Raw genomic sequence first — 25,051 nt, 5'->3', positions numbered from 1 at the left:
ACCTTAGTTAAAACACTCCCTTTTAACCGCACTCAGTTGAGTGCGGTTTTTTTTTGCTTTAAATTATTTACTTATCTGCGCATAATAGCCAAGCATTTGGAATGAGGTGGAACTCCTCAACTATTCCCGTAACTGTGATCAGTTTTACTGTAAGTCAGATACAAATGCCTTAAAACTTCATATAACGAGCGGGTTAACTCATTTTCTTTTTGGTACGTATTAGTACTGAGTGTGGGTGTTTCCCTGCCTAGGATAATTTTTTGCACACTCACACCTCTTTAAACTTACCGCTTTTAACCGTTAACAACGTTTCTTGGCGAGTGGACAATACATTAATTCTTAAGCACATTAATGTGAGCATTGAGCGTGGTAAATTTATTGGTTTAATTGGCCCTAATGGGGCAGGAAAGTCGAGTTTACTGCGGTGCTTATATCGATTTAATCAGCCATCAGCAGGCGACATTAAATTTAACGATACCGATATTTGGCAGCTAAAAAGCGAAGACTATGCCAAGCAAGTTGCGGTAGTGCTACAAGAAACACCGTCGCAATTTAATCTCTCGTTATTCGATGTTGTAGCTCTAGGGCTTACCCCGCATAAAACGCTATTTAGCTCGACCACCCAAGCAGATAAACAAAAAATAGCGCAGGCTATTAGTCGTGTTGGGCTTGAATCTCATAGCAATCAGTCATTTGACTCACTATCTGGCGGTGAAAAGCAACGAGCGCTTATTGCCAGAGCGATTGTGCAGCAACCACAGCTACTCATTATGGATGAACCCACAAGCCACCTTGATGTTAAATATCAAATTCAATTAATGGAGCTGGCTAAATCTTTGGGCATTACTGTGTTTGCTTCATTTCATGATTTAAATTTAGCGGCAGCCATGTGCGATGAGTTAGTGGTTATTAAAAACGGAGAAATCGCTAGCGCGGGAAAGCCTAATAAGGTGATCACCGAGCAAATGCTTGATGAGGTTTTTGGTGTTTGCGCGCAAGTTAATACTCACCCTCAAACGGCGTCCAATGGCGAGTCTATTCCCCATATTACCTATTATTATGGATACCAATAACATGGCGATTATGTCTAACCATGGTGTGGCGTTAATTATTGCACTGTTATGCGCTGTATTTAGTTTATTTGTGGCATTGAGCTTTGGTGCTGCCCCTACCTCGCTCGCAGATGTATACCATAGCTTAACTTTTTCAAGCGAGGCCTCATTTACCAGCCGCATTATTATTGAATTAAGAATGCCACGTACGTTACTGGCTTTTTTGGCCGGCAGCGGTTTAGCGATTGCTGGATTGATATTACAAACAGTTACTCGTAATCCATTGGCTGACCCTTATTTGTTTGGTATTTCGTCGGGAGCATCATTAGGAGTCGTAGTATTAATGGCTTTTGTTGGAATAGGCGCAGGCATTGCGCTATCAGCAGCAGCCTTAATTGGCAGTTTAGTGGCAATGGGGTTATTAATTTTAATTGCTGGCAGTAAACGCAACGCCCAAGTTGAGTCGATGTTATTGGCTGGGGTGGCCTTATCATTTTTATTTAGCGCCTTTACCAGTTTATTACTTTATTGGAGCGATCCACAGGCCGTCGCGGCTATTTTATTTTGGACTTTGGGAAGTTTTGCTAGGGCGCAATGGCCGTCACTGTTATTACCTGCCTTGGTCATCATTACATGTACAGTCATTATGTTAGGTTTTAGACGCCAACTTAATGCCATGTTGTTAGGTGATGAAAGCGCAACAACGCTTGGTGTACGGGTGCATCGCTTTCGAATTTTAATGCTTATTTTAAGCTCATTGATCACAGCCGTATTGGTTGCTATGTGTGGCGGAATTGGCTTTGTTGGCTTAATGGTGCCGCACATAGTGCGCTTTTTTATCTCTCAAGGCAGCAGCGTTGGATTATTAATGACCGGGTTAGTCGGGGGCATATTTATGGTATGGGTCGATGTACTGGCACGTTCATTACTCGCTAACCAAGAGCTGCCAATAGGGGTGATCACGGCGGCTATTGGTAGTCTATTCTTTTTAAGTATCTTGTATTTTCGTAAGCGCCAGCTGGTGGGTAAATAATGAAAACATTAATGGTACAAGGTACCACCTCCGATGCGGGTAAAAGCACCTTAGTGGCAGCACTTTGCAGAGTGTTTGCTAACCAAGGGGTTAATGTTGCACCGTTTAAACCACAAAATATGGCACTTAATAGCGCCGTAACACACGATGGTGGCGAAATTGGCAGAGCCCAAGCATTACAAGCCATAGCCGCAAAAGTTGAACCTGAAATCGACTTTAACCCTATATTACTCAAACCCAATAGTGATACCGGCGCACAAGTTATTATTCATGGTAGAGCTATCAGCAATATGGAAGCCGATGCTTACCATGACTACAAAAAAGTGGCTATGGATGCAGTATTAACCTCACATAAGCGTTTAGCTAAACGCTTTGATTTATTACTGGTAGAAGGGGCTGGCAGCCCAGCCGAAATTAATTTACGCGCAAACGATATTGCAAATATGGGTTACGCCGAGCAAGTGGATTGCCCTGTTATTATTATTGCCGATATTGATAAAGGAGGAGTATTTGCGCACTTAGTCGGGACTTTGGCGTTATTAAGCGAGTCTGAGCAAGCACGAGTAAAAGGCTTTGTGATTAACCGTTTTCGTGGTGATATTAGTTTATTACAAGGTGGGCTAGATTGGCTCGAGGAGTATACCGGTAAACCTGTATTAGGGGTATTACCTTACTTGCACGATTTAGCACTTGATGCAGAAGATGCTGTGGCCATAGATAATAATGTGACCGATGCCAGTATAAATATTGCTGTACTGTTATTGCCACATATTAGTAACCATACCGATTTTGATGCTCTGCGATTACACCCGAATATAAATATAACCTACGTGCGCCATACACAAGCAATTCCTGCTGTTGATTTAATTATTGTACCTGGCAGTAAAAATGTACTCAGCGATCTCGCGTTTTTAAAAAATGAAGGCTGGGATCAGCAAATTAAGCGCCATCTACGTTATGGTGGCAAAGTATTGGGTATTTGCGGTGGTATGCAAATGCTGGGTAACACTATCAGTGATCCAAATGGGGTGGAGTCATCGTTGGGGCAAGTGACGGGTTTAGCGCTTAGCGATTTTGATACGCTATTGGGTGAGCAAAAAGTGTTAAGCCGAGTGAGCGCAGTGCTTAATTTAAATGAGCAACAGGTTGCATGTGATGGCTACGAAATACATGCAGGTATTAGTCAAGGAAAGGCGCTCTACAAGCCACTCATTCGCTTTAATAAACACCCCAATGACTTTAAAACCGATGGTTTTGTGAGTGACGATAATGCCATTGCTGGTACCTATTTACATGGCTTGTTTGATAGTCCTGCAGCCACAGAACAGCTGTTAAAGTGGGTGAAACCAGAAAGTGCAATTAGTGCGATTAGTATAAATGAGCATCGTGAACGCCAGTTAGAACGCTTAGCTGATATGTGTAAAGCGCATTTAAATATTGAACAAATTATTAAAATTTATCAAGGACATAACAATGACTGAATCAACTAACGACAAGCACCAACAGCGTCAACAAAAAGTAAAAGAACAGGTTGACGCGCGAGTAGCCGCAGCGCAACGAGAAAAAGGCATTTTTCAGGTTATTACTGGTAACGGTAAAGGCAAATCGACTTCTGGCTTTGGTGTGGTTGCACGCTGTGTTGGGCACGGCAAAAAAGCTGCGGTATGTCAGTTTATTAAAGGCACATGGGAGTGTGGTGAGCGTAATTTACTGCAAGGTGCTGGGGTTGAATTTGCTGTTATGAACACCGGGTTTACGTGGGATACGCAAAATAAAGAGGCCGATACCGCGGCAGCGCAAGCAACATGGCAAAAGTCAAAGCGGATGCTAAGCGACAGCAGTATCGATGTGGTATTACTCGATGAACTCACCTATATGGTGACCTATGGTTATATCGACCTTGAAGAAGTGGTTGTTGCTGTAAATAATAGACCGCCTATGCAATCGGTAATTATTACTGGTCGTGCTGCGCATCGCACCTTAATAGAGCTTGCCGATACGGTAAGTGAAGTACGTAATGTAAAACATGCGTTTGAGTCGGGCGTAAAAGCATTGAAAGGCTTTGATTACTAATGTTAAAGCGTATTGTTTTTGGGCTGTTATTGTTTGCTGTTAATGTACCCCAAGCCCTAGCTGACAAGGCGCTTCGTATAGTGGCTTTAGCACCACACATAGTTGAAAATTTATATGCTATTGGTGCTGGTGATTTAATAGTGGGCACGCTGGATTACGCAGATTACCCGCAAGAGGCGACTAAAATTGAGCGTATTGGTGGCTACAATGGCATTTCTATTGAAAAGTTACTCATGCTAAAACCTGACATGGTGATTGCGTGGAAAAGTGGTAATCAGGCTGAAGATTTAGCACAAATAAAGCGTTTAGGAATTGAATTATATTTAAGTGATCCAAGTTCTATTGAAGGGGTTGCCTCGGAAATACTAAAATTAGGTCAAATAACGGGTCATATTGAGCAAAGTAAACAAGTAGCCGAGACATTTACGGCCAAACTCAACGCAATTAAAGTTACACAGAAAGATAAAACCACGCTTACTGGGTTTTATCAGTTGTGGCCTGAGCCTATGATGACTGTATCAAAAAATACATGGATCAATCAGTTAATCGAAACTTGCCAAGTAACCAATGTATTTGCAAACAGCGACACAGATTACCCACAAATTAGCATCGAAAACGTGATAGTTACTAAGCCACAAGTTATTATTATTCCCGATGAAAAATCAAAAAGGGTAATGCCTACGGTAAATTGGCAGCAATGGCCTGAAATCCCTGCGGTAAAGTATGAGCAGTTTATTAGCGTCAATGCTGATTTATTACATCGGTTTACCCCCAGAATGTTGGATGGATTAGCGCAGATGTGTGACAAAGTAGATATATCTAGAGAATTTATTAAGAGTCAATTATGAGCAACTGGTCATCTTTTTTAAACCATGAACTTAGCCAAACATATATGCAGCAAACCCTTGAATATATTGCGAATAAACGATCCGAAGGCACTGCTGTATATCCGCCAAAATCACAGATGTTTAGCGCATTTGATGCAACTCCACTTAGCGACATTAAAGTGGTTATATTAGGTCAAGACCCTTACCATGGAGAAGGGCAAGCGCATGGTTTGTGTTTTTCAGTATTGCCTGAGGTTAAAAAGCTCCCGCCTTCGCTCAAAAATATTTATAAAGAGTTAGTAACTGATATTAATGGCTTTACCACGCCAGAACACGGCTATTTACAAGGCTGGGCAAAGCAAGGTGTGTTTTTGCTCAATACAGTATTAACTGTAGAGCAAGGGCAAGCCCATTCCCATAAACACTTAGGTTGGGAGCAATTTACCGATAACGTGATTGCTCATATAAATGAGCACTGCCAAGGTGTGGTGTTTATTTTATGGGGCGCACATGCACAAAAAAAAGGTAAAAGTATTGATCGCCAGCGCCATCATGTATTGGCAGGGCCTCATCCTTCGCCGCTTTCAGCGCATCGCGGCTTTTTTGGTTGCCAGCACTTTTCCAAAACCAATGAACTGTTAATAGCGCAAGGGGCGCAGCCCATTAATTGGCAGGTATAGGGTAATAGGCATTAAAAAAGGCTTTCATTTATGAAAGCCTTTTTAGTTGCTTATGTTAGTTAAAACTCTAACTCATCAATAGCAACACTATCCGCAAAATAGTCAAGCTCCTGTAGTTCTTTGCGCAAACGTTGCTTATCTTTTATTGCTTCTATTTCGCGCCATTTTCTTTTTTTATTTTTTTGAGAGGTTTTTTTCGATGTATCAGAACCTTCTAATATCTCTATTATTTCGTTTAGGCTATCCATTGATTATCTCCTATTGACCACTTTTTGAACCTCGGCAGTATCTATACCACAGCTATTAATAAAATAGAATATAAATGTGACGAAACTGTTACTAACGGGTGGTATTTTGATGAAGATCAATGAGAACAGCACTTAAATGGGGACAAGGCGAGTATTTAAAATAAAATTGCAGGTATAAAAAAACGCCGCAATAAGCGACGTTTTTAAACTCTTAAACAGCGGTTAGTTACATCGCTTTAAAGCGTGCTTCTAACTGCTCTTGCGCATCTGCAAATGAGCGAATACCTTCAGCGAGTTTTTCAGTCGCCATGGCATCTTGGTTATGTAACCAACGGAACTGTGTTTCGCTAAGTGGCTCAGGTTTTGGCTCTTTAGCAATATCACTTGCTAGCAAGTATTCTTCAGCACCTTCTAAATTACCCAAATCTTCTAAAAGATTAGGGCTAATTGTTAGCTTATCGCATCCTGTAAGGGCAATAATTTCACCGGTATTACGAAAGCTTGCGCCCATAACTACGGTTTTGTAGTCGTGACGTTTGTAAAACTCAAAAATGCTACGTACAGATTGCACACCCGGATCTTGAAGCGGATCGGTTGGTTTTTCCATACCGTTTGCCACGTGCCAATCTAAAATACGGCCAACAAATGGAGAGATTAAAAATACGTTTGCATCAGCACAAGCGCGCGCTTGGGCATCGCTGAATAATAAAGTAAGGTTACACTTAGTGCCTTCTTTTTCTAATTGCTCAGCCGCTTTAATACCTTCCCACGTTGACGCTATTTTAATTAAAATTTTGTCTTTGCTTACGCCTTCTTTTTCGTAAAGGCTCAATAGCGTGTGTGCTTTATTAATTGTTGCTTGGGTATCAAATGACAAACGTGCATCAACTTCGGTAGAAATATAACCCGGTACAATTTCACTAATTTCTTTACCAAGTAATACTGCAAAATAATCACAAGCCAGCTCTAGCTGTTTTGCAGGCTGTTGCTCTGTTTCTTTTGCATACTGCCATGCTTTATCTAGATAAGGTTTGTAAGCTTCAATCTCGCTCGCTTTTAAAAGTAGCGATGGATTGGTAGTCGCATCTTCAGGTTGATGTTTTTTTATGGCTTCTATATCGCCCGTGTCGGCCACGATAGAAGAATGTTGTTTAAGCCTTTGTAGAGCGCTAGTCATTTGCTTTTCCTCATTCCAAGCAAGTTAAAAGAAAATCTAAACTACCTTAATATAGCTATACTGCAACAGTGTGACAATGCTTGATAGGTCTTATGTCCTTATCAATAAAAAAACGGTAACGGTTGAGTTTTAGGTAGGATAATTTTAAACAAAACGTGCTTTTCGTTTCATTTAATGTTGAAATTGACATTAAATAATTTACAAGTCAATAGCTAACTATGATCACTGTTATTTCACCAGCAAAGAATCTTGATTACGACACGCCACCCGCAACAGATAAGTTCACTCAACCTGAATTACTTGAGCACAGCGAAGCGCTCATGAAAGTATGCCGTGAACTAACTCCTGCGCAAATTGGCAGTTTAATGAAAATTAGCGATAAACTCGCAGGCCTCAACGCAGCGCGTTTTAGTGAGTGGGCACAACCATTCACTACCGATAATGCTAAACAGGCCGTGCTTGCCTTTAACGGCGATGTATACGGCGGGTTAGATGCTAATACCCTCACTACTAAGCAGCTTGATTACGCTCAAGACCATTTACGTATACTTTCGGGATTATACGGAGTATTAAAGCCGCTTGATTTAATGCAGGCTTATCGCTTAGAAATGGGTACAAAACTTGAAAACAGCCGGGGTAAAAACTTATATGAGTTTTGGGGCAGTGTTATTGCTAATAAACTTAACGACGTATTAGCGGCACAAGATGCACAATACTTAGTAAACCTAGCCTCTAACGAATACTTTAAAGCAGTAGATAAAAAAACGCTTAACGCACACATTATTACACCACACTTTAAAGACTGTAAAAACGGCCAATATAAAGTGATTAGCTTTTACGCTAAAAAAGCGCGCGGCATGATGGCACGCTACATCATTGAAAATCAAGTGACTCAATTAAGCCAACTCAAAGAGTTTACTGTGGCCGGCTATTACTTTAGCCCAGAGGCAACCACCAAAGAACTTGAACCGGTATTTTTACGCGAAGAGCAAAACTAACACACTTTTTAAAGTATTTAATAAGCCATGCATTGCATGGCTTTTTTATACTGGCGTTATTTTTGCAAACCTTAGATTACTAACCCTAACTAAGGTATAAAATAAATGCTCTCAATTCCCTCAATTACAGAAGCCGAAAAGTTGATAGAAGAAAAGCTCGGCGGTTGGTTTGATGTAGTTATAAGCCATATCCCTAATTTTATTGTTGCGGTGATCATTGCCATTCTATTTTCATTTATTGCGCGTTTGGCAGGCAAAGGAATGAAAAATGTTTTACGTCGCTCGCTCGACTCTACGCAAATTGCCGATTTAATGGCCTCAATATTTAAAGTTATTGTACTGAGTGTGGGGGTATTTATTGCCCTTGATTTTATGGGCTTAAAAAGTACTGTCACTTCTCTGCTTGCTGGTGCAGGTATTGTTGGTCTTGCCATTGGTTTTGCTTTTCAAGATATGACCGAAAACCTGATAGCGGGTATTGCCATGGGAATTCGTAAACCGTTTAAAGCGGGTGATGTCATAGAAACCGATAATGTGTTTGGTTCGGTACATTCAATAAACTTGCGCAACACACTAATAGAGAGCTTTTACGGGCAATTGATACTGGTACCTAATAAAATACTATTTAGAAATGTACTGCGTAATTACAGCACCTTAGGGGTAAGACGAATAGAAGTGCCGGTGGGTATTTCTTACGCTGACGATATAGAAAAAGCCAGTGAGGTCATCGTCGACAAAATTAACCAATTTGACTTTGTGATCCGCAAAAATGAAACCGCTGTTTATGCCGAAGGCTTTGGTGATAGCAGTATAAACTTGTTGGTGTGGTTTTGGATCAAATACCCTGGCGAGCCTGATTTTATGACGGTGCGTCACAAAGGAGTTGTGGCTGTAAAGCAAGCACTCGATGCCGCTGATATTAGTATTCCGTTTCCTATTCGTACGTTGGATTTTGGTATTAAGGGCGGTGAAAAACTCGATGCCATGATAAGCGATAAAATAAGTCAGCAGTCAGCAAATAAAGAGGGTGACAATAATACTGATGCAAGCCAAGGTGAGTAAATAATTTAAAACCCCGAAGGTAAAAGCATTGGGAAATAGTTACTGACTATCAGCGCGTTTTTACAAAGTAAAACGCGCTTTTTATAATAAATAATATAAGGGTCTGTTGACCTTTGCGGATTAAAATTAGTTCAAACTAAGAGCTATTTAATCGCGACGCGAGGTTTGTTGCCTAGTGGGCTCGATAACTGCTCCTGCGTTATTCTACTGGCTTACATCCATGTAATAATAAGTAAAAACCGAGCAAAGCTTCCGCGTCCAGCTCACGCTCCTTACCACCATCCATGTAGCCAACAAAGAGTAAATGTCCCTGGGTAGAACCCTTGGCTAAATACCAAACAGACTACTGCAAATTCAACCTTGAAAGAACAACAGACCCAATTGATAATCTGAAGTAATTAAAGCCTTGCGCTAACTGCCTTAAAAGCATCTCAATTATAAAACTATATCGATAAGGTTTCTCATCTCAAAATAGATTATTTAATCAGCCGAACTAGAGCCCAAGCTTGATGTAAGCGCTTTATAATAAGTGTCTATAAACAAAGGTTTCAAAAGTATAAGCAGCTGCAATGAGCGTCGCGATTGGTGCGTAAATTAAAAGGCATTTAATTAAGTATTTAAACTGGCTTGGGAATATGCTCTGCAGTGAATTATATTGTGCAAACCATAAAAAAGCGCCGCTTGTGTTGGAGAAACAAGCAGCGCTGAGGGATAAGTTAAGCGTATTGGTTAAGAAAAAGTTGTATTAAATGACACTAATTTTGTTATGAATGATTTTAACCCCATCCATATTTTCTAAAAACTTTTGTGCAAGAGCGCGTTCAAAACCGTTATTGGCTTCACCTTTAAGTTCAACGTCACCGTCATTAACGTATACGTTTAGTTTTTCTAACTTTAAATTTGGGTTAGTGCGCAATTCATGAGTAATAGATTGTTGTAAATTAGGTTGTGTAGCCACACTGCTAACTACAGCTAAATGCGTTGCTGCACTGACTTTAAAAGCAGAGACTAATAAAAATAAACAACAAAACGAAATAAAACCGATAGTAAATTTAATGCGACTCATAACTATATCCTTAGTGTGTTACTAAAAAACAACGCCATTACTCGGCGTTTTAATACTCGTATATTCGATAGGGTTACAAGTTTCATTCCAAGGTTAACTATTTGAAATAAATTACTATTTTATTAATTAGTTATTCAGCTAAGTATTTTTTACATATTACTATGAATAGCTTACTCACTGTTTTTAAGCCACAAAAAAGCCGACAAACGTCGGCTCAATTAAATGTGTTAAAGCTAAAGCTATTTTTTCTTTTTAGCTTTGGCTTTTTTCTTTGCTTTCATTTTTACTGGATCTTTACGCTTTTTAACCGGTGGCTTGGCTTCTTTATGCTTTGGTTCTAATCCTTTAAATACACGGCGTTTTAGCTTTTGCTCTATGTAACGTTCTACTTTGTAAAGTATGCCAATGTCGTGCGCTTCAATGAGTGAAATTGCAATACCTTTTTTACCCGCGCGACCTGTACGGCCAATACGGTGTACGTATACATCTGCAGTGCGAGGCATATCAAAATTAATTACGTGGCTTATATCAGCTACATCAATACCGCGGGCCGCCACATCGGTAGCGACTAAAATACGGGTTTTGCCACTGTGGAAGTTTTCCATGGCTTTCATGCGTTTGTCTTGTGGCATTTCACCACGTAGCCACGCAGCTTTTACGCCGTTATTAGTAAGCTCACCAATTAGGGTTTCAAGGCGCTCACGGGTTTTTACAAACACAATCGCTTTACTAACATCAGGGCCATTTAAAGTGTTAACTAATAGCTCTAGTTTATGGCGGTAGTCGTCGGCTAAATGAACCCATTGATGAATTTTAGCTTTTTCTTTACGTGATGATTCGGCTTCAAGTAGCGCGGGGTCGTTTAAAATACGCTCAGCAAATAATTCTACGCTATCGCCCTCAAGGGTGGCTGAGAATAAAAAGCACTGACGACGGTTTTTAGCTTCATCACAAATGCGCAGCATTTCTTTACGAAAACCCATGTCGAGCATGCGGTCGGCTTCATCAAGAATGAGCATTTCTACGTTTTCTGCGTGGAAGTTCTCGGTTTCCAAATACTCCATTAAACGCCCAGGTGTGGCGATTAAAATGTCATTATTATTTTCAAAAATTTCTTTGTGTGTACCGTAGTTTATACCGCCGGTAACCACCCCAATTTTTAACTGGGTTTGTTTTGCAAGTAACTCACATTGTTCATGAATTTGATAAGCAAGCTCGCGCGTTGGGGTCATAATTAATACCCGTGCAAAGCCCGGATCACGACGTGGGAAATCCATTAAATATTGAATTGCCGGAATTAAAAATGCCGCCGTTTTACCCGTACCTGTTGGTGCCGACGCTAAAATGTCGCGTCCTTGCAACGCCTCAGGAATGGCTTGTTGTTGAATGCTAGTGGGGGTTTCATAGCCCATTTTATTAATAGCATTGAGTAGCTTATCATCAAGATCAAATTCAGAAAATTGCATAGAGTGTCAAAAATAGGGGACAATTGCCGTTAATTATACGCACTTAAACCTGCTTGGTGAATGAAAAGGTGAAAAAATGTCTGGTTTTGCATTTAAACAATTTAAGGTTGAGCACGACCAGTGCGCCATGAAGGTCTCTACCGATGGTATTTTACTGGGCGCATGGGCTGATTTAAGCCACGCAAATACGTTACTTGATATAGGAACAGGTACAGGGTTACTGGCTCTAATGTGTAAGCAACGAGCGCCACATTTAAAGGTGAGCGCGGTTGAAGTTGATGAAGCCGCCTACCAGCAGGCTTTACAAAATTGCCAGCAAAGCCCTTGGCCGGATATTAGTATTTACCATCAGCCTATTCAGCAGTTTGAGGCTGTGGGTTTATTTGATTGTGTTATAGCTAATCCGCCTTATTTTAATCACAGTTTAAAAGGTGATAATGCAGCGCGAAATACCGCTCGCCATACCGATGGTTTAAGCTTTGCAGAACTGCTTGGTGCGTTTAGGCAACTAAGTCATCAACATTCGCGTTTTAATCTTATTTTACCCACCACTGAGGCGCAGTTATTTATAACATTAGCACAGCAGCAAGGGCTGTATTTAAATCGTCACTGCCAAGTACAAGCTATGCCAAATAAGCCCTTTAGCCGCAGTTTGATGACTTTTAGTTTTGATGATGGCGAAGTAAGTAAAAGCACCCTATGCATAAGGGAGTTAAGTAATGCTTACAGTCAAGACTACATTGCACTGTGCAAGGCGTTTTATTTAAATATGTAATACCACGCTGTATGCCTAAAGCATTTTTACGTAGAGTGTTTTATAAAGGATTGTTAGTATGGCACCATTATTGACTCATATTTAAAGTAATTTGATGAATTTATTAACTAAAAAATCAAAAAAAATACTATTACTAGCCCTTTTAGCGGGCAGCTTATTTAACACCTCTGAGGTTTTTGCTAACCCCACACCGGTTGGGCTTTGGAAAACTATTAACGAAGAGACCAACGAGGCTAAGTCGTACGTGCGCATTACTGAGCAAGATGGCGTGCTGACTGGTAAAATTGAAAAAATACTCAATAAAGCCAAGCAAGATGCACTTTGCACCGAGTGTGATGGTGATAAAAAGAATCAGCCTATGTTGGGGATGACCATTATTGAAGATGTGACCTATGCGGGTGACGGTAGTTGGGAAGACGGTGAAATTCTCGACCCCAATAATGGTAAAACCTACAGCGTGCGTTTAACACCGCAGCAAAATGGCGAAAAACTAGAAGTGCGCGGTTATGTGGGCTTTTTTTACCGTAACCAATACTGGTTAAAAGTAGAATAGTTAAGAATTAAAAAGCGCTGCATGGCAGCGCTCTTTGCAATAGTGAGTTATAGGGTTTCAGCGTACTCTGTCATCACTTGTTCTACCCACGTGGCAATACGCTCGTCGCTTAGCTCGTACTGACTGTCTTCATCTAATGCTAAACCTACAAACTGTTTACCGTCTTCGGTAAGGGCTTTTGATGCTTCAAATTCGTAATTACTGTCGTTCGGCCAAAAGCCTAATTGAGTAATGGCTTGGGCATTTATTTCGTCGTGAAGCATGCCTAATGCGTCTTGAAACCACTGGCCATACCCTTGCTGATCGCCCATGCCAAATAAGGCTATAGTTTTACCATTTAGGTCAACATCTTTTATGTCGTCCCACTTTGATTCCCAATCTTCTTGAATTTCGCCAAAGTCCCACGTAGAAATACCAAAAATGATAAAGTCATATTGCTCAGCGTTTTTAAGCGGCTCGTCTTTAATATTATGTAAGCTGACGATATCGGCGCCAATAATGTCGCGTATTTTTTCTGCCGCCATTTCGGTATAGCAGGTAGTAGAACCAAAAAATAAACCAATCTGCATCGTATTTATCACTGTGTAATTGCCTGTTATGATAGGCTCAAGTTTACCGTAAGGTATTTTTAATTGATACCTTCTCCCGTGGTATTACCAACATGAGATCACAACGTGACAACGCTATCTGACGATTTACCTGAACAAAATACTGAGCTAAGCAGCAATAGCGACTTTTTAGAAACCTTTTTAGATAGCCTCTATTTAGAGCAAGGCGTAAGTGAAAACACACTGAGCGCTTATCGCAGTGACTTAGATAAGTTTTGCCAGTTTTTAAAAGGCGAAAACTTAATGACGGTAACCAGCTTAGATGTTGAAAGTTACCTAGCACACCGCGTTGATTTAGGGCTAAAACCACGCAGCACTGCGCGAAGTATTAGTGCATTAAAACGTTTTTATCAGTACTTTGTACGTGAAAAAATAATTAGCGACTCACCTATGGTCAATATTGCTCAGCCAAAGGCAGGGCAGTCGTTACCAAAAACGCTATCTGAGGCCGAAGTAGAAGCGCTATTAAGTGCGCCCAACATTGAAGAGCCAATGGGGCTGCGCGATAAAGCCATGCTGGAGTTACTGTATGCAACAGGCCTGCGGGTAACCGAGCTGGTGGGGCTTAGAATGGAGCAAATAAATTTGCGCCAAGCTGTGGTGTTTGTAAAAGGTAAAGGTAACAAAGAGCGATTAGTGCCTTTAGGTGAAGAGGCCATGTATTGGCTCGAGCAATTTTTAAAGCTCGGGCGCGCGCAAATGATAAAACATGCTACCGATTTTGTGTTTCCCTCAAAGCGAGGAGTGGGTATGACACGACAAACTTTTTGGCATCGGATTAAACACTATGCTATTTTGGCATCCGTTGAGTCGCCGCTATCACCCCATACCTTGCGACATGCATTTGCAACGCATTTATTAAATCATGGGGCTGACTTGCGTGTGGTGCAGATGATGCTTGGCCACAGCGACCTATCAACTACCCAAATTTATACGCATGTAGCGAATGAGCGATTAAAATCGGTGCATGCTGAGCATCATCCTCGTGCTTAAGCGAATTTTTTTGTCACTAAGCCGGTCATATAGACACGATAAGATAAGTATTTTTAGGATAGAGAACCCGTTATGAAAAAATTAATGTTAGCAGGTGCCATGTTGTGCACTAGTTTGAGCGCTTTTGCTAATAGCGTTGCAGTCACTCCGGATGCTACAGATCCTATCGTGACAAAATTTGCCGCGCTAGGGGTGACCGTTAAACAAATTAATCCAAGCCCAGTTGCAGGCTTAAAAGAATTGATCACCAATAAAGGTGTGCTGTATGCAAGTCCTGACGGTCAATTTTTAATGCAAGGTACGCTAATCGATCTAAACAACCGTAGTAACCTAACCGAGCAAGCACTTAATGGTGTGCGCCAATCAGGGTTAAAAGAATACGAAGACTCAATGATTGTTTACAAAGCACCTGAAGAGAAGCACAGCATTACTGTATTTACCGATATTAGCTGTGGTTACTGTCGTAAATTACACCGTGAACTAGATGACTTACTTGATGCGGGTATTACCGTTAAGTATTTAGCATTTCCACGCGGCGGTCTGCAAGGATCTGGTTACGCTGATTTAATGAATGTATGGTGTGCGAAAGATCAGCAAGAAGCATTAACTGAAGCTAAATCGGGTGCAGATACCCAAATTGTTAAAGGCTGTAGCGCACCTGTTGCTGAGCATTATCAGTTAGGCCAGAGTTTTGGTATTAGCGGTACACCGGCTATTATTTTAGAAGATGGCACGATGATCCCAGGTTATCAGCCTGCTGCGGCATTAAGCGCAGCGCTTGAGGCTAACAAAGCGGGCTAAGCAATACCACGAGTATGTGTTTAAAAAGGCCTTAATGGCCTTTTTTTGTCTTATATCATGAACATCATAAGTTAAAAACTAGCATGAAAAAAATGATCATTGCGCGAGAACCCGTTGACGACTCTCATCTGCCGAGCCATCTTCACCCTGTTATTAAGCAAATTTATGCCACGCGAAATGTTTCCCATGCCGATGAGCTAAACAATAGCGCAGCCACACTCCACGACTTCAAACTTTTTAAAGATATAGACAAAGCCAGCCAACTGTTAATTGAAGCCCTACACGCACAAAGCAAAATACTTATTGTGGGCGACTTTGACGCCGATGGCGCAACCAGCACCGCCACCTTAATGCAAGGGCTGGCCATGTTTGGCTTTACCCACTTAGATTACTTAGTACCAGACCGCTTTAGTTTAGGATACGGCTTAAGCCCAGCATTGGCTGAGCAAATAGTGACGATGCAGCCCGATTTAGTGATCACCGTCGATAACGGCATATCGTGTATCGCAGGCATTGATATTGTTAAAGCCGCAGGCATTAAAGTGCTGGTAACAGATCACCACTTGCAGGGTGAACAACTGCCTAACGCCGATGCTATTGTTAACCCTAACCGCCACGATTGTGATTTTCCCTCTAAGTCGATAGCCGGTGTTGGGGTGGCATTTTATTTACTCATTGCCCTGAGAAGCGCACTGCGTGAACAAGGTTATTTTGAGCAGCATCCCATGCCAAATATTGCTGATTTGCTTGATATTGTAGCGCTAGGTACGGTGGCCGATGTGGTGGCACTTGATGCGAACAACCGCACCTTAGTGCACCAAGGCTTGGCACGTATTCGCAGTGGTAAAACTCGTCCGGGTATTACCGCACTGATTGAAGTGGCTAATCGCAATGCCGCGCGTTTGAGCGCCAGTGACTTTGGTTTTTCGCTTGCTCCACGCTTAAATGCAGCAGGGCGCTTAGACGACATGAGTCTAGGCATAGCGTGTTTACTTAGCAACGACATAAATCAAGCAAGACGCATAGCCGGTGAGCTTGATAGCTTAAACTTTGCCAGACGTGAAATAGAGCAAGGTATGCAAGTAGAGGCGCAAGCCGTGCTCGATAGGCTGGCGTTTAAAGAAGACAGTGTGCCCGATGCTATTTGTTTATATCAAGACGATTGGCACCAAGGCGTTATTGGTATTTTAGCGGGGCGCTTAAAAGAAAAATACCATCGCCCAACCGTGATATTTGCGGGTGGCGAAAATGGTGAAATTAAAGGCTCATGTCGCTCTATTGAAGGCTTGCATATGCGCGACCTACTAGAGGGATTAAACACCGCGCAACCCGGTTTAATTAATAAATTTGGCGGCCACGCAATGGCAGCAGGGTTAAGTATTAACGAGCAGCAATTTACTGAGTTTAAACGCGCTTTTGATAGTGCGGTTAGCGAGCAACTCAGTGAAGAAAGTAAACGCTGTATTGTGTTTACCGATGGTGAACTACCTAACGACTGCTTTAGCATGGATTTTGCCCAGCTTTTAAAACAATCAGGCCCGTGGGGGCAGCAATTTCCTGAGCCGATATTTGAACACACCTTTGAAGTGATACAGCAGCGCATTGTGGGTGAAAAACACCTAAAGTTAGTCCTTAAACACCAATCTGCACGTTTAGTTGACGCCATAGCTTTTGGCATTGATGTAAAAGCGTGGCCAGATACCGAGGCGCAGTTTGTTAAAGTAGCGTACCAGCTCGATATAAATGAATTTAGAGGTAAATTTAGCTTACAACTGATTGTAAGAGAGCTTGAAAAAGTGGGCTAAAAAATATCTTCAAACCATGCATAAAAGGCTAATAAAACGCGCGGTTTTTTGTTAAAATCGGGCGTTTTTATTATTTGATGATTTTTAATTGCGCTCGGTCTCTTTTTTAAGTGCGCAATAACCTAGCCATTTTGGAGTAATGTACATGTTTGAAGTGAATCCTGTGATTAATCAAATCAAGGAAATTCGCGAACGTACTGAACTGCTTCGGGGGTACCTTTGACTACGCTCTTAAACAAGAACGTTTAGAAGAAGTTAACGCCGAACTTGAAGATTCAGCCGTATGGAATGAACCTGAGCGCGCACAAGCCCTTGGTCGTGAAAAGTCAGCACTAGAGGCTGTTGTTGAAACCATTGACACCTTAGTGGCGGGTACTGACGACGTTGAAGGGTTAGTAGAGCTTGCTGTTGAAGCCGAAGATCAAGACACCTTTGATGAAGCACAAAGCGAACTGGCTGATTTAAATCAGCAGCTTGAAGGCTTAGAGTTTCGCCGTATGTTTTCAGGTTCTCACGATTCAAACGATGCTTACCTTGATTTACAGTCAGGCTCTGGCGGTACTGAAGCACAAGACTGGTGTAATATTTTACTGCGTATGTACTTACGCTGGGGTGAAGCAAAAGGCTTTAAAGTAGAGCTAGTTGAAGCGACCGATGGTGATGTTGCTGGTATTAAAGGCGCAACGGTACGTTTTTCTGGTGAATACGCTTATGGTTGGTTACGCACTGAAACAGGCGTACACCGCCTCGTCCGTAAAAGCCCATTTGATTCAAGTGGCCGCCGTCATACCTCGTTTGCTTCTGCGTTTGTTTACCCAGAAGTTGATGACAACATTGAGATTGATATTAATCCGTCTGACTTACGTATAGACGTTTACCGTGCATCAGGCGCGGGTGGTCAGCACGTAAATACCACTGAATCAGCGGTACGTATTACTCACGTGCCAACTAATACTGTGGTGCAGTGTCAAAACGAGCGCTCGCAGCATAAAAATAAAGCCCAAGCAATGAAGCAGTTAAAAGCGAAATTATTTGAGCTTGAGCTACAACAGCAAAATGCAGAAAAGCAAAGCCAAGAAGACAACAAGTCTGATATTGGCTGGGGAAGTCAAATTCGTTCTTACGTACTTGATGACTCGCGTATTAAAGATTTACGTACCGGCGTTGAAAACCGTAATACTCAAGCGGTACTCGATGGCGACTTAGACAAATTTATTGAAGCCAGCTTAAAATCTGGTTTATAACCACCAAGCTAAAAAAGAGCTAAAAAATGACTGATCAAATCCAAGACGAAAATAAGTTAATCGCTGAGCGTCGCGGCAAATTAGACGCTATTCGCGCAAATTGCCCAGCCAACGGTCATCCAAACCAATTCCGTCGTGAGCATTACACGGCAGATTTGCAGGCTGAGTTTGGTGATAAGAGTAAAGAAGAATTAATCGAATTACAGCACGTAGTATCGATTGCAGGTCGTATTCTTGCTAAGCGTGGTCCGTTTATGTCTATTCAAGATATGAAAGGCCGTGTACAAGTTTATGCATCAAAAGACGTACAAAAAGATTTAAAAGCAAAATATGGCCAGCTTGATATTGGCGATATTATTGGTGTTAAAGGGCCGCTTAATAAATCGGGTAAAGGCGATTTATACGTAGACATGGCTGAGTACGAACTACTGACTAAGTCACTTCGTCCACTTCCTGAAAAATTCCATGGCCTATCGGATCAAGAAACGAAATACCGTCAGCGTTATGTTGATTTAATTACTAACGAAGCAACGCGTGAAACATTCCGTATTCGCTCACAAGTGGTTGAAGGTATTCGTCGCTTTTTAGCAGACCGCGATTTTATGGAAGTAGAAACGCCAATGCTACAGGTTATTCCTGGTGGTGCATCTGCGCGTCCATTCGTAACTCATCATAATGCGCTTGATATCGACATGTACTTACGTATTGCGCCTGAGCTTTACTTAAAGCGTTTAGTAGTAGGTGGTTTTGACCGTGTATTCGAAATTAACCGTAACTTCCGTAACGAAGGGTTATCAACGCGTCACAACCCAGAATTCACCATGATTGAGTTCTACCAAGCATACGCTGACTACATTGATTTAATGAACATCACCGAAGACATGTTACGTACAGTTGCAACTAACGTATTGGGCAGCCCAATCGTGGTTAACACCACTAAAGATGAAAACGGTGAAGTGATTGATTCAGTAGAGTATGACTTTGGTCAACCGTTCACACGTTTAAGCATGAGTGACGCAATCTTAAAATATAACCCTGAGTTTGATGCTGCGGTATTTAACGACCCAGAAAACCACTTTGAAGAATTAAAAGCGTACGCTAAACAAGTGCATGTTAAAATTCCTGAAAACTGCGTATGGGGCCCGGGTAAGTTTTTATGTGAAATATTTGAAGAGACGGCTGAGCATATGCTTATCCAACCTACATTTATCACAGGGTATCCGTGGGAAGTATCGCCACTTGCACGTCGTAACGACGAAAACCCATTTGTAACTGACCGCTTTGAATTCTTTGTTGGTGGCCGTGAGCTTGCAAATGGTTTCTCTGAGCTTAATGATGCACAAGATCAAGCTGAGCGTTTTTCTCGCCAAGTTGAAGAAAAAGACGCAGGTGATGATGAAGCAATGCACTACGACGAAGACTACATTCGCGCGCTAGAGTATGGTTTACCACCAACAGCCGGTGAAGGGATTGGTATTGACCGTTTAGTCATGTTGTTTACTGACTCATCAACTATCAAAGATGTTATTTTATTCCCGCATATGCGCCCACAAGCAGACTAAGCTTGAAGGAATAAACTAAAAAATTATCAACGCCGCTAACTAGCGGCGTTTTTTTTGCCCTATTGTTTGTGAGACATTGCCTAAACTTCACATTAGGGCTTTTAATTAATAAGTACTACACTGATAATTAAGTGTAAGTATAAAAGTAAATTAATCTTTAATTCAGCTTCATTATCATAAAGTTGCTTGACTGCTTAGCAACATTACAGCAGTGCTATAACTTTTTGGTATGATTGTTTTTTAAACATTATGTTGTATTTATGTGAATTTTTTAGCTAAAATGTGGCCGAAATTTATACACGGTCATTCTTAGTCGTAAAAAAAAAATTTCTAAAGGACTTAGAGAAATAATATGAAAGCTAAACGAGTAGAATCTTTACCTGATGAGAACACTACAGAGCAACAGCGAGAAGCGTATTATCGCGCGTGTATTGCCGAGTTTCAGAAGTTAGGCTATCAAGAGCAATACCTTGCTGAACTTACGGACGAACTAGTGCCAGTGATGGGTGTAAATTCAAGCACCCCAAACACCTAACCTGATTATTTTTCAAACTAATTACACTTTAAAACCAGGCATGTGTGCAATCTATAGCCATATAGTCACTTTTGTCAGAAAAGTGTTTGACATATTTTCTGAAATCTTTATTATACGCCCCACAAGACGGAGAGGTGTCCGAGTGGCCGAAGGAGCTCCCCTGCTAAGGGAGTATAGAGTTTGTAGCTCTATCGAGGGTTCGAATCCCTCCCTCTCCACCATTTTTTAAATGGCGCATCTTGTAAAATAAAGTATGGGCGCATAGCTCAGCTGGATAGAGTACCTGGCTACGAACCAGGCGGTCGGAGGTTCGAATCCTCCTGCGCCCACCATACTTTACTCTCTTTTAGAGAACGCTCTGCTTAGAGTTAAAACAAGCAAAATGAAAGTGGGCGCATAGCTCAGCTGGATAGAGTACCTGGCTACGAACCAGGCGGTCGGAGGTTCGAATCCTCCTGCGCCCACCACTTTCAACTCTCACTTAGAGTTTAAATAAGTAAATATGAAAGTGGGCGCATAGCTCAGCTGGATAGAGTACCTGGCTACGAACCAGGCGGTCGGAGGTTCGAATCCTCCTGCGCCCACCACTTTCATACATAAGCCGACACTGAGTCGGTTTTTTTGTGCCTGAAATAAAGTGAATATGGGAAAGTAGCAAGCTACGAACCAAGCGGTCGGAGGTTCACGCTTAGGAGATACGTCCTGCGCCCACCACTTTCATACATAAGCCGACACTGAGTCGGTTTTTTTGTGCCTGGAATAAATCAAAGCGTGGATGTGGATAGAGTAACCTACTACGAACCAAGCAGTCGGAGGTTCACTCTTAGAAGATACGTCCTGCGCCCACCACTTTCATACATAAGCCGACACTGAGTCGGTTTTTTTGTGCCTGAAATAAAGTGAATATGGGAAAGTAGCAAGCTACGAACCAAGCGGTCGGAGGTTCACTCTTAGAAGATACGTCCTGCGCCCACCACTTTCATAAATAAGCCGACATTAAGTCGGTTTTTTTGTGCCTGAAATAAATCAAAGCGTGGATGTGGATAGAGTAACCTACTGCGAACCAAGCAGTCGGAGGTTCACTCTTACAAGATACGTCCTGCGCCCAGCACTTTCATACATAAGCCGACATTAAGTCGGTTTTTTTATGTCTGAAATTTGAGAAAGCTTTCAGATATCAGTTAAACCTAATGATACATACTGCCAAATCTTCCATTCAGTCACTTTTCTAAAAGCGCAGCGCCTCTTAACCTCTTTGTGAATAACGCCCTTAAAAACTTAAATGCACAAAGAGAAATGAAAGAGGGGTAAATGAGAAGTTCAAAATCACCATGAGTATTTAAACGCCTGTAAGCTACGGTCTATAAATAATATCACCACAACGTTTTAATGTAGACGAAGAGCTTGCTCACGTAGATGTGCCGTTTCCTCTAGCTACGAACAGGCTGTCATAGGTTAACCCTTACAAGAGATATCCTGCGTCTACCGCTTTTATAAATAAGCCGACACTAAGTCGGTTTTTTTGTGTCTGAAATAGAATCAAAAGGCTAAACTACGAGGAAAATACTTGAGGTTTATCTGGCTTTAGCTTCAAAAATTAGAAGGTGATTTCGGTTTGTATTATATCTAACTCGTCTTGGCGTATTTGACTAGTAATAAAAATAATCGATATGGATACTATGAGACTGTTAAATAAAAGTAACAAAGTTTAACGTTTACACACACATCCAAAAGGTCAAACATGCACACAATAAATAAAACAGCACTATCAATAGCCGTTGCGTTGGCTTGTTCAATGCCATTGAATGCTCAAGAAGCTTCTACGGATAAAGAGCAAGCGTCAGAAAAAGAAACAGTTTCATTAGAAATCATTTCGGTAACAGCAACTAAGCGAAAAACAAGATTAATGGAAACACCTGTTGCCATTACAGCATTAACTGAAGCCGAGCTGAAAAGAAACGGTGTTAATAGCGTTAAGGATATTGCTAACTTAGTCCCTGGCTTAGATATTTCAACTGCAACAGATCAAGCTGCGCCGGTTATTTCAATGCGAGGTGTACGCTCTACTAATATTACTGAGCTTGGCGATCCGGCTGTGGGTGTTCACCTTGATGGTATTTACTCACCACGTATGCAAGGTGCCCTTGCATTGATGTACGACATAGACAGGGTTGAAGCTCTAAGGGGCCCACAAGGCACTCTATTTGGTCGTAACTCAACGGTGGGTAGTATTAATGTTATTTCAGCAAAACCAGAGTTTACCGGTTTATATGGCAACGTCAGTATTGAAGCGGGAAACTTTAATAGTAAAAATATTGATGCAGTCTTAAATATTCCTATTAATGATGAATTTGCCGTTAGGTTTTCAGGAAAAGGCTTGAAACGGGATTCTTATTTAGAAGGGTATTACGATCCTAACCAATATGACTCAAGACGCTTAAGCGACGATATTCTTAATGCGCCAGTAATCTCTGAAGATTCTTATCAAGGCGTGGGTCAAACAATTACCCAACGAGAAAACTGGTGGATAGATGGCGCTGGCACAGATCCAGAAGCGCAAAAAGTTCGCGCGCTAACACCGGCTGATAAAAGCAATTTTTACAATAATGCTGATGAATATTCATTTAGAATTAGCACCTTGTGGGAGCCTTTGGGCGGCAATTTTTCAAACCACACTGTTTTTCAAAAGTATGTAAATGACAGCAATAACAACCTAGATTTAGTTAACTGCGATAAAATTCGTGGCAGAAGTGCTGAACTAGGGGGAGACTGCACTAACTTTTTACCCAGCGATAATACTTATCAGGCGGTTGTAAATGTGCCCGGTAAGCTTAATTTAGATATCACGTACTTAAGAAACACCCTTAATTACAACATAAACGATGAATATTCACTTGTCTGGTTATTGGGCTATGAAGATATGGAACGCTCTTCAGCACAAGATAGTGAAGTAGGTTTAGACCCTTGGGATGGCGCAACTTACTTTTTAGAAGGCACTGGCGCAGAGTCTTTTTCAACTGAGCTGCAAATACAATCTGATGAATATGGCGACTTTATCTGGATTGCAGGTATTAATTACTTTCATGAAAGAACAAAAACCTTAGGTTATTACGATAATCCTATGGATGACAAAGCGTTTTGGGATCAACCCGATCGCTCTACCGACGCCCTCGCATTATTTGGTCAAGGTACATACAACTTAACTGAAAAGTTACACCTAACACTTGGCTATCGATTTAGTGATGAAACAAAAGAAGATAAAGGCGGAAAAACCTATCGCTGTTCTAATGCTGATGGCTGCGCCGTAGGTTGGTTAAATAGAACTGATTTAAATAACCTTCCTGTTGACTACTACGAAGATCCTTCTATTTATGCGTCATACTTTGAAAACGACAATAAGGGAAGTTGGAAACACCATGATTTTCGTGTTGGTTTAGATTATGACATTTCACCTAAAACCATGGTTTATACCTATCTTGCCAGTGGCTTTAAAGCCGGTGGTATTGGTGATGTTTACGAAGTGGTAAATGACAGAACCGGTGACGTTACTCGTTTTGAAACCAAGTTCGACCCAGAAGAAGTACTAACATGGGAATTGGGTGCTAAATCGAGCTTTTTTGATAACTCATTAAACCTAAAAGCCGCATTTTTTTACACAGATTACACCGACATGCAATACGCATCAGTGGGCTCTATTGGTAACGTAGAGCGTTTATCTGTGGTAGAAGATGAAGATGGCTCTCCCGTTTTAGACGGTAATGGCGAGCCTGTACTCGATTTTCAAAACAAGCCAGTTATAGCTTACTACACACAAAATGTCCCTGGCTCAACAATAAAAGGGATTGAGCTTGAGTTTGATTGGAAGCCGTATCCAAATGGTCGAATTAGTGGTTACGTAACGTGGACTGATGCAAAAGTTACTGAAGATTGGAATACTAAATGGGATTACGACGCGGAGTATCTGTTTGATATTTCTTATGAAGAATCAAAAAATCCTGAAAATACCCTGTTAGCTACCAATCTAAAGGGGAATAATTTAGCAATGACCCCTGAGTTTACCGCCAATATCAGTTACACACATACACTCAACTTAGGAGAGTATGGTTTTGTTCACGCATGGTTAAATGCCAGTTGGAAAGATGAGTCGTACTCAACGGTATGGAATGTTGATAAACATTTAGATGACATGGATTTTCAAGTGCCAGATGAAGCAACAAAATATATCGATGATAGCCGCGATGCGTTTGCCGTATTTAACGCCTCTATTAAGTATGAGCCGCAAGGACAAAACTGGTTTGCAGAAGTGTTTGTTAATAATGCTTCAGATGAAACTATTCAATACTGGAATAATACTGGTAAGGGAATCCCAAAAGGCAGCTTTGGTATGCCGAGATACTACGGTATGAGAGCGGGTTTTTCATTCTAAATAACCGAGTAAAAGTTACCCTCCTACAGGCTAAAGTACTGTAGGAGGTGCTTGATTAAATAAGGAT

At 41.4% G+C, this 25,051-nt stretch carries 22 protein-coding genes, 4 tRNA genes and 1 riboswitch; of the genes, 21 read left to right on the top strand and 5 right to left on the bottom strand.

Translation table 11 applies throughout. The features are described 5' to 3' along the window. Positions 1-46: 46 nt before the first annotated feature. Positions 47-184: riboswitch (cobalamin riboswitch) on the top strand. A 76-nt stretch (positions 185-260) separates the two neighbouring features. From PISS_RS12915 to ung, 6 genes are read left to right on the top strand one after another with little or no spacing between them, the layout of a single operon-like run. Then, the gene (locus PISS_RS12915; protein ID WP_036956633.1) at positions 261-1,073 is read left to right on the top strand and encodes an ABC transporter ATP-binding protein; all 813 of its coding nucleotides are present in this window, start codon (positions 261-263) and stop codon (positions 1,071-1,073) included. 1 nt (position 1,074) lies between these two features. Continuing rightward, positions 1,075-2,085: a FecCD family ABC transporter permease gene (locus PISS_RS12910; RefSeq protein ID WP_058155527.1), complete on the top strand. Its 1,011-nt coding sequence runs from the start codon at positions 1,075-1,077 to the stop codon at positions 2,083-2,085. Beyond that, positions 2,085-3,566 (top strand): cobyric acid synthase, encoded by a 1,482-nt coding sequence (locus PISS_RS12905; protein ID WP_028835662.1) that lies wholly within the window; start codon positions 2,085-2,087, stop codon positions 3,564-3,566. The genes PISS_RS12910 and PISS_RS12905 overlap by 1 nt, the downstream gene beginning before the upstream one ends. Then, positions 3,559-4,158: a cob(I)yrinic acid a,c-diamide adenosyltransferase gene (gene cobO / locus PISS_RS12900; RefSeq protein WP_058155225.1), complete on the top strand. Its 600-nt coding sequence runs from the start codon at positions 3,559-3,561 to the stop codon at positions 4,156-4,158. Before PISS_RS12905 ends, cobO begins: the two co-directional genes overlap by 8 nt. Then, positions 4,158-5,006 carry a cobalamin-binding protein gene (locus PISS_RS12895; protein ID WP_058155224.1) on the top strand — a complete coding sequence of 283 codons (849 nt, stop codon included), beginning with the start codon at positions 4,158-4,160 and terminating at the stop codon, positions 5,004-5,006. Before cobO ends, PISS_RS12895 begins: the two co-directional genes overlap by 1 nt. Further along, positions 5,003-5,665 (top strand): uracil-DNA glycosylase, encoded by a 663-nt coding sequence (gene ung, locus PISS_RS12890; RefSeq protein WP_058155223.1) that lies wholly within the window; start codon positions 5,003-5,005, stop codon positions 5,663-5,665. The genes PISS_RS12895 and ung overlap by 4 nt, the downstream gene beginning before the upstream one ends. Positions 5,666-5,724: 59 nt before the next feature. On the opposite strand, the gene PISS_RS12885 is transcribed toward ung, so the two are convergent. Continuing rightward, complete coding sequence (locus tag PISS_RS12885) at positions 5,725-5,913, bottom strand: DUF3545 family protein (RefSeq protein WP_008467780.1); 189 nt, start codon at positions 5,911-5,913, stop codon at positions 5,725-5,727. Positions 5,914-6,139: 226 nt separating this feature from the next. Next, positions 6,140-7,090 (bottom strand): transaldolase, encoded by a 951-nt coding sequence (gene tal, locus PISS_RS12880; RefSeq protein WP_036980141.1) that lies wholly within the window; start codon positions 7,088-7,090, stop codon positions 6,140-6,142. A 218-nt stretch (positions 7,091-7,308) separates the two neighbouring features. Between tal and yaaA the strand changes: the two genes are divergently transcribed. Together yaaA and PISS_RS12870 are read left to right on the top strand one after the other, a co-directional pair. After that, complete coding sequence (yaaA, locus tag PISS_RS12875) at positions 7,309-8,088, top strand: peroxide stress protein YaaA (protein ID WP_028835667.1); 780 nt, start codon at positions 7,309-7,311, stop codon at positions 8,086-8,088. Positions 8,089-8,193: 105 nt separating this feature from the next. Further along, the gene (locus tag PISS_RS12870; RefSeq protein WP_033102560.1) at positions 8,194-9,150 is read left to right on the top strand and encodes a mechanosensitive ion channel family protein; all 957 of its coding nucleotides are present in this window, start codon (positions 8,194-8,196) and stop codon (positions 9,148-9,150) included. Positions 9,151-9,895: 745 nt separating this feature from the next. Here the strand turns inward: PISS_RS12870 and PISS_RS12865 are convergent. Both PISS_RS12865 and srmB read right to left on the bottom strand, forming a co-directional pair. Then, on the bottom strand, positions 9,896-10,216 hold the full coding sequence (locus tag PISS_RS12865) for a BON domain-containing protein (RefSeq protein ID WP_058155222.1): 321 nt from the start codon (positions 10,214-10,216) through the stop codon (positions 9,896-9,898). A gap of 239 nt (positions 10,217-10,455) precedes the next feature. Further along, positions 10,456-11,682: an ATP-dependent RNA helicase SrmB gene (gene srmB / locus PISS_RS12860; RefSeq protein WP_013465810.1), complete on the bottom strand. Its 1,227-nt coding sequence runs from the start codon at positions 11,680-11,682 to the stop codon at positions 10,456-10,458. A 76-nt stretch (positions 11,683-11,758) separates the two neighbouring features. Between srmB and PISS_RS12855 the strand changes: the two genes are divergently transcribed. Both PISS_RS12855 and PISS_RS12850 read left to right on the top strand, forming a co-directional pair. After that, complete coding sequence (locus PISS_RS12855) at positions 11,759-12,457, top strand: tRNA1(Val) (adenine(37)-N6)-methyltransferase (RefSeq protein WP_058155221.1); 699 nt, start codon at positions 11,759-11,761, stop codon at positions 12,455-12,457. 94 nt (positions 12,458-12,551) lie between these two features. Next, the gene (locus PISS_RS12850) at positions 12,552-13,010 is read left to right on the top strand and encodes a DUF2147 domain-containing protein (protein ID WP_036956626.1); all 459 of its coding nucleotides are present in this window, start codon (positions 12,552-12,554) and stop codon (positions 13,008-13,010) included. 47 nt (positions 13,011-13,057) lie between these two features. On the opposite strand, the gene fldB is transcribed toward PISS_RS12850, so the two are convergent. Next, complete coding sequence (gene fldB, locus PISS_RS12845; protein WP_008467792.1) at positions 13,058-13,579, bottom strand: flavodoxin FldB; 522 nt, start codon at positions 13,577-13,579, stop codon at positions 13,058-13,060. 105 nt (positions 13,580-13,684) lie between these two features. On the opposite strand from fldB, the gene xerD reads away from it, so the two are divergent. The 11 genes from xerD to PISS_RS12790 all read left to right on the top strand — a co-directional run bounded on the left by xerD (position 13,685) and on the right by PISS_RS12790 (position 24,984). Next, positions 13,685-14,611 (top strand): site-specific tyrosine recombinase XerD, encoded by a 927-nt coding sequence (xerD, locus tag PISS_RS12840; protein WP_008110662.1) that lies wholly within the window; start codon positions 13,685-13,687, stop codon positions 14,609-14,611. A 72-nt stretch (positions 14,612-14,683) separates the two neighbouring features. Then, positions 14,684-15,412 carry a bifunctional protein-disulfide isomerase/oxidoreductase DsbC gene (dsbC, locus tag PISS_RS12835; protein ID WP_008467797.1) on the top strand — a complete coding sequence of 243 codons (729 nt, stop codon included), beginning with the start codon at positions 14,684-14,686 and terminating at the stop codon, positions 15,410-15,412. Positions 15,413-15,495: 83 nt separating this feature from the next. Beyond that, complete coding sequence (recJ, locus tag PISS_RS12830) at positions 15,496-17,217, top strand: single-stranded-DNA-specific exonuclease RecJ (protein ID WP_028835670.1); 1,722 nt, start codon at positions 15,496-15,498, stop codon at positions 17,215-17,217. Positions 17,218-17,362: 145 nt separating this feature from the next. Further along, positions 17,363-18,461 (top strand): peptide chain release factor 2 gene (prfB, locus tag PISS_RS12825; protein ID WP_096038752.1). Its coding sequence is split into 2 segments (ribosomal slippage): positions 17,363-17,437 and positions 17,439-18,461, totalling 1,098 coding nucleotides; the frame shifts between segments, so codons are not numbered across the junction. 26 nt (positions 18,462-18,487) lie between these two features. Further along, positions 18,488-20,023 carry a lysine--tRNA ligase gene (lysS, locus tag PISS_RS12820; protein WP_008467803.1) on the top strand — a complete coding sequence of 512 codons (1,536 nt, stop codon included), beginning with the start codon at positions 18,488-18,490 and terminating at the stop codon, positions 20,021-20,023. Between the two features lie 352 nt (positions 20,024-20,375). Then, the gene (locus PISS_RS12815; protein ID WP_013465804.1) at positions 20,376-20,558 is read left to right on the top strand and encodes a hypothetical protein; all 183 of its coding nucleotides are present in this window, start codon (positions 20,376-20,378) and stop codon (positions 20,556-20,558) included. A 128-nt stretch (positions 20,559-20,686) separates the two neighbouring features. Next, positions 20,687-20,779 (top strand) — tRNA-Ser (locus PISS_RS12810). Between the two features lie 34 nt (positions 20,780-20,813). Continuing rightward, a tRNA-Arg gene (locus PISS_RS12805) sits at positions 20,814-20,890 on the top strand. A 58-nt stretch (positions 20,891-20,948) separates the two neighbouring features. Next, positions 20,949-21,025, top strand: a tRNA-Arg gene (locus PISS_RS12800). Between the two features lie 43 nt (positions 21,026-21,068). Then, a tRNA-Arg gene (locus PISS_RS12795) sits at positions 21,069-21,145 on the top strand. A gap of 1,154 nt (positions 21,146-22,299) precedes the next feature. After that, positions 22,300-24,984, top strand: coding sequence for a TonB-dependent receptor (locus tag PISS_RS12790; RefSeq protein ID WP_058155220.1), 2,685 nt, complete (start codon positions 22,300-22,302; stop codon positions 24,982-24,984). Positions 24,985-25,051: the final 67 nt, after the last annotated feature.

It is taken from the genome of Pseudoalteromonas issachenkonii (assembly GCF_002310795.1).
GTDB classification, from domain to species: domain Bacteria; phylum Pseudomonadota; class Gammaproteobacteria; order Enterobacterales; family Alteromonadaceae; genus Pseudoalteromonas; species Pseudoalteromonas tetraodonis.
This window is presented reverse-complemented; position numbering and strand designations above follow the sequence as displayed.

Coding starts and splice junctions, on each gene's coding strand:
- fldB (WP_008467792.1), bottom strand. CDS start 13,579: ATGCAGATTGGTTTATTTTTTGGTTCTACTACCTGCTATACCGAAATG.
- srmB (WP_013465810.1), bottom strand. CDS start 11,682: ATGCAATTTTCTGAATTTGATCTTGATGATAAGCTACTCAATGCTATT.
- PISS_RS12815 (WP_013465804.1), top strand. CDS start 20,376: ATGAAAGCTAAACGAGTAGAATCTTTACCTGATGAGAACACTACAGAG.
- PISS_RS12910 (WP_058155527.1), top strand. CDS start 1,075: ATGGCGATTATGTCTAACCATGGTGTGGCGTTAATTATTGCACTGTTA.
- PISS_RS12850 (WP_036956626.1), top strand. CDS start 12,552: ATGAATTTATTAACTAAAAAATCAAAAAAAATACTATTACTAGCCCTT.
- PISS_RS12905 (WP_028835662.1), top strand. CDS start 2,085: ATGAAAACATTAATGGTACAAGGTACCACCTCCGATGCGGGTAAAAGC.
- yaaA (WP_028835667.1), top strand. CDS start 7,309: ATGATCACTGTTATTTCACCAGCAAAGAATCTTGATTACGACACGCCA.
- PISS_RS12855 (WP_058155221.1), top strand. CDS start 11,759: ATGTCTGGTTTTGCATTTAAACAATTTAAGGTTGAGCACGACCAGTGC.
- PISS_RS12885 (WP_008467780.1), bottom strand. CDS start 5,913: ATGGATAGCCTAAACGAAATAATAGAGATATTAGAAGGTTCTGATACA.
- tal (WP_036980141.1), bottom strand. CDS start 7,090: ATGACTAGCGCTCTACAAAGGCTTAAACAACATTCTTCTATCGTGGCC.
- lysS (WP_008467803.1), top strand. CDS start 18,488: ATGACTGATCAAATCCAAGACGAAAATAAGTTAATCGCTGAGCGTCGC.
- ung (WP_058155223.1), top strand. CDS start 5,003: ATGAGCAACTGGTCATCTTTTTTAAACCATGAACTTAGCCAAACATAT.
- recJ (WP_028835670.1), top strand. CDS start 15,496: ATGAAAAAAATGATCATTGCGCGAGAACCCGTTGACGACTCTCATCTG.
- PISS_RS12895 (WP_058155224.1), top strand. CDS start 4,158: ATGTTAAAGCGTATTGTTTTTGGGCTGTTATTGTTTGCTGTTAATGTA.
- dsbC (WP_008467797.1), top strand. CDS start 14,684: ATGAAAAAATTAATGTTAGCAGGTGCCATGTTGTGCACTAGTTTGAGC.
- PISS_RS12865 (WP_058155222.1), bottom strand. CDS start 10,216: ATGAGTCGCATTAAATTTACTATCGGTTTTATTTCGTTTTGTTGTTTA.
- PISS_RS12870 (WP_033102560.1), top strand. CDS start 8,194: ATGCTCTCAATTCCCTCAATTACAGAAGCCGAAAAGTTGATAGAAGAA.
- PISS_RS12790 (WP_058155220.1), top strand. CDS start 22,300: ATGCACACAATAAATAAAACAGCACTATCAATAGCCGTTGCGTTGGCT.
- cobO (WP_058155225.1), top strand. CDS start 3,559: ATGACTGAATCAACTAACGACAAGCACCAACAGCGTCAACAAAAAGTA.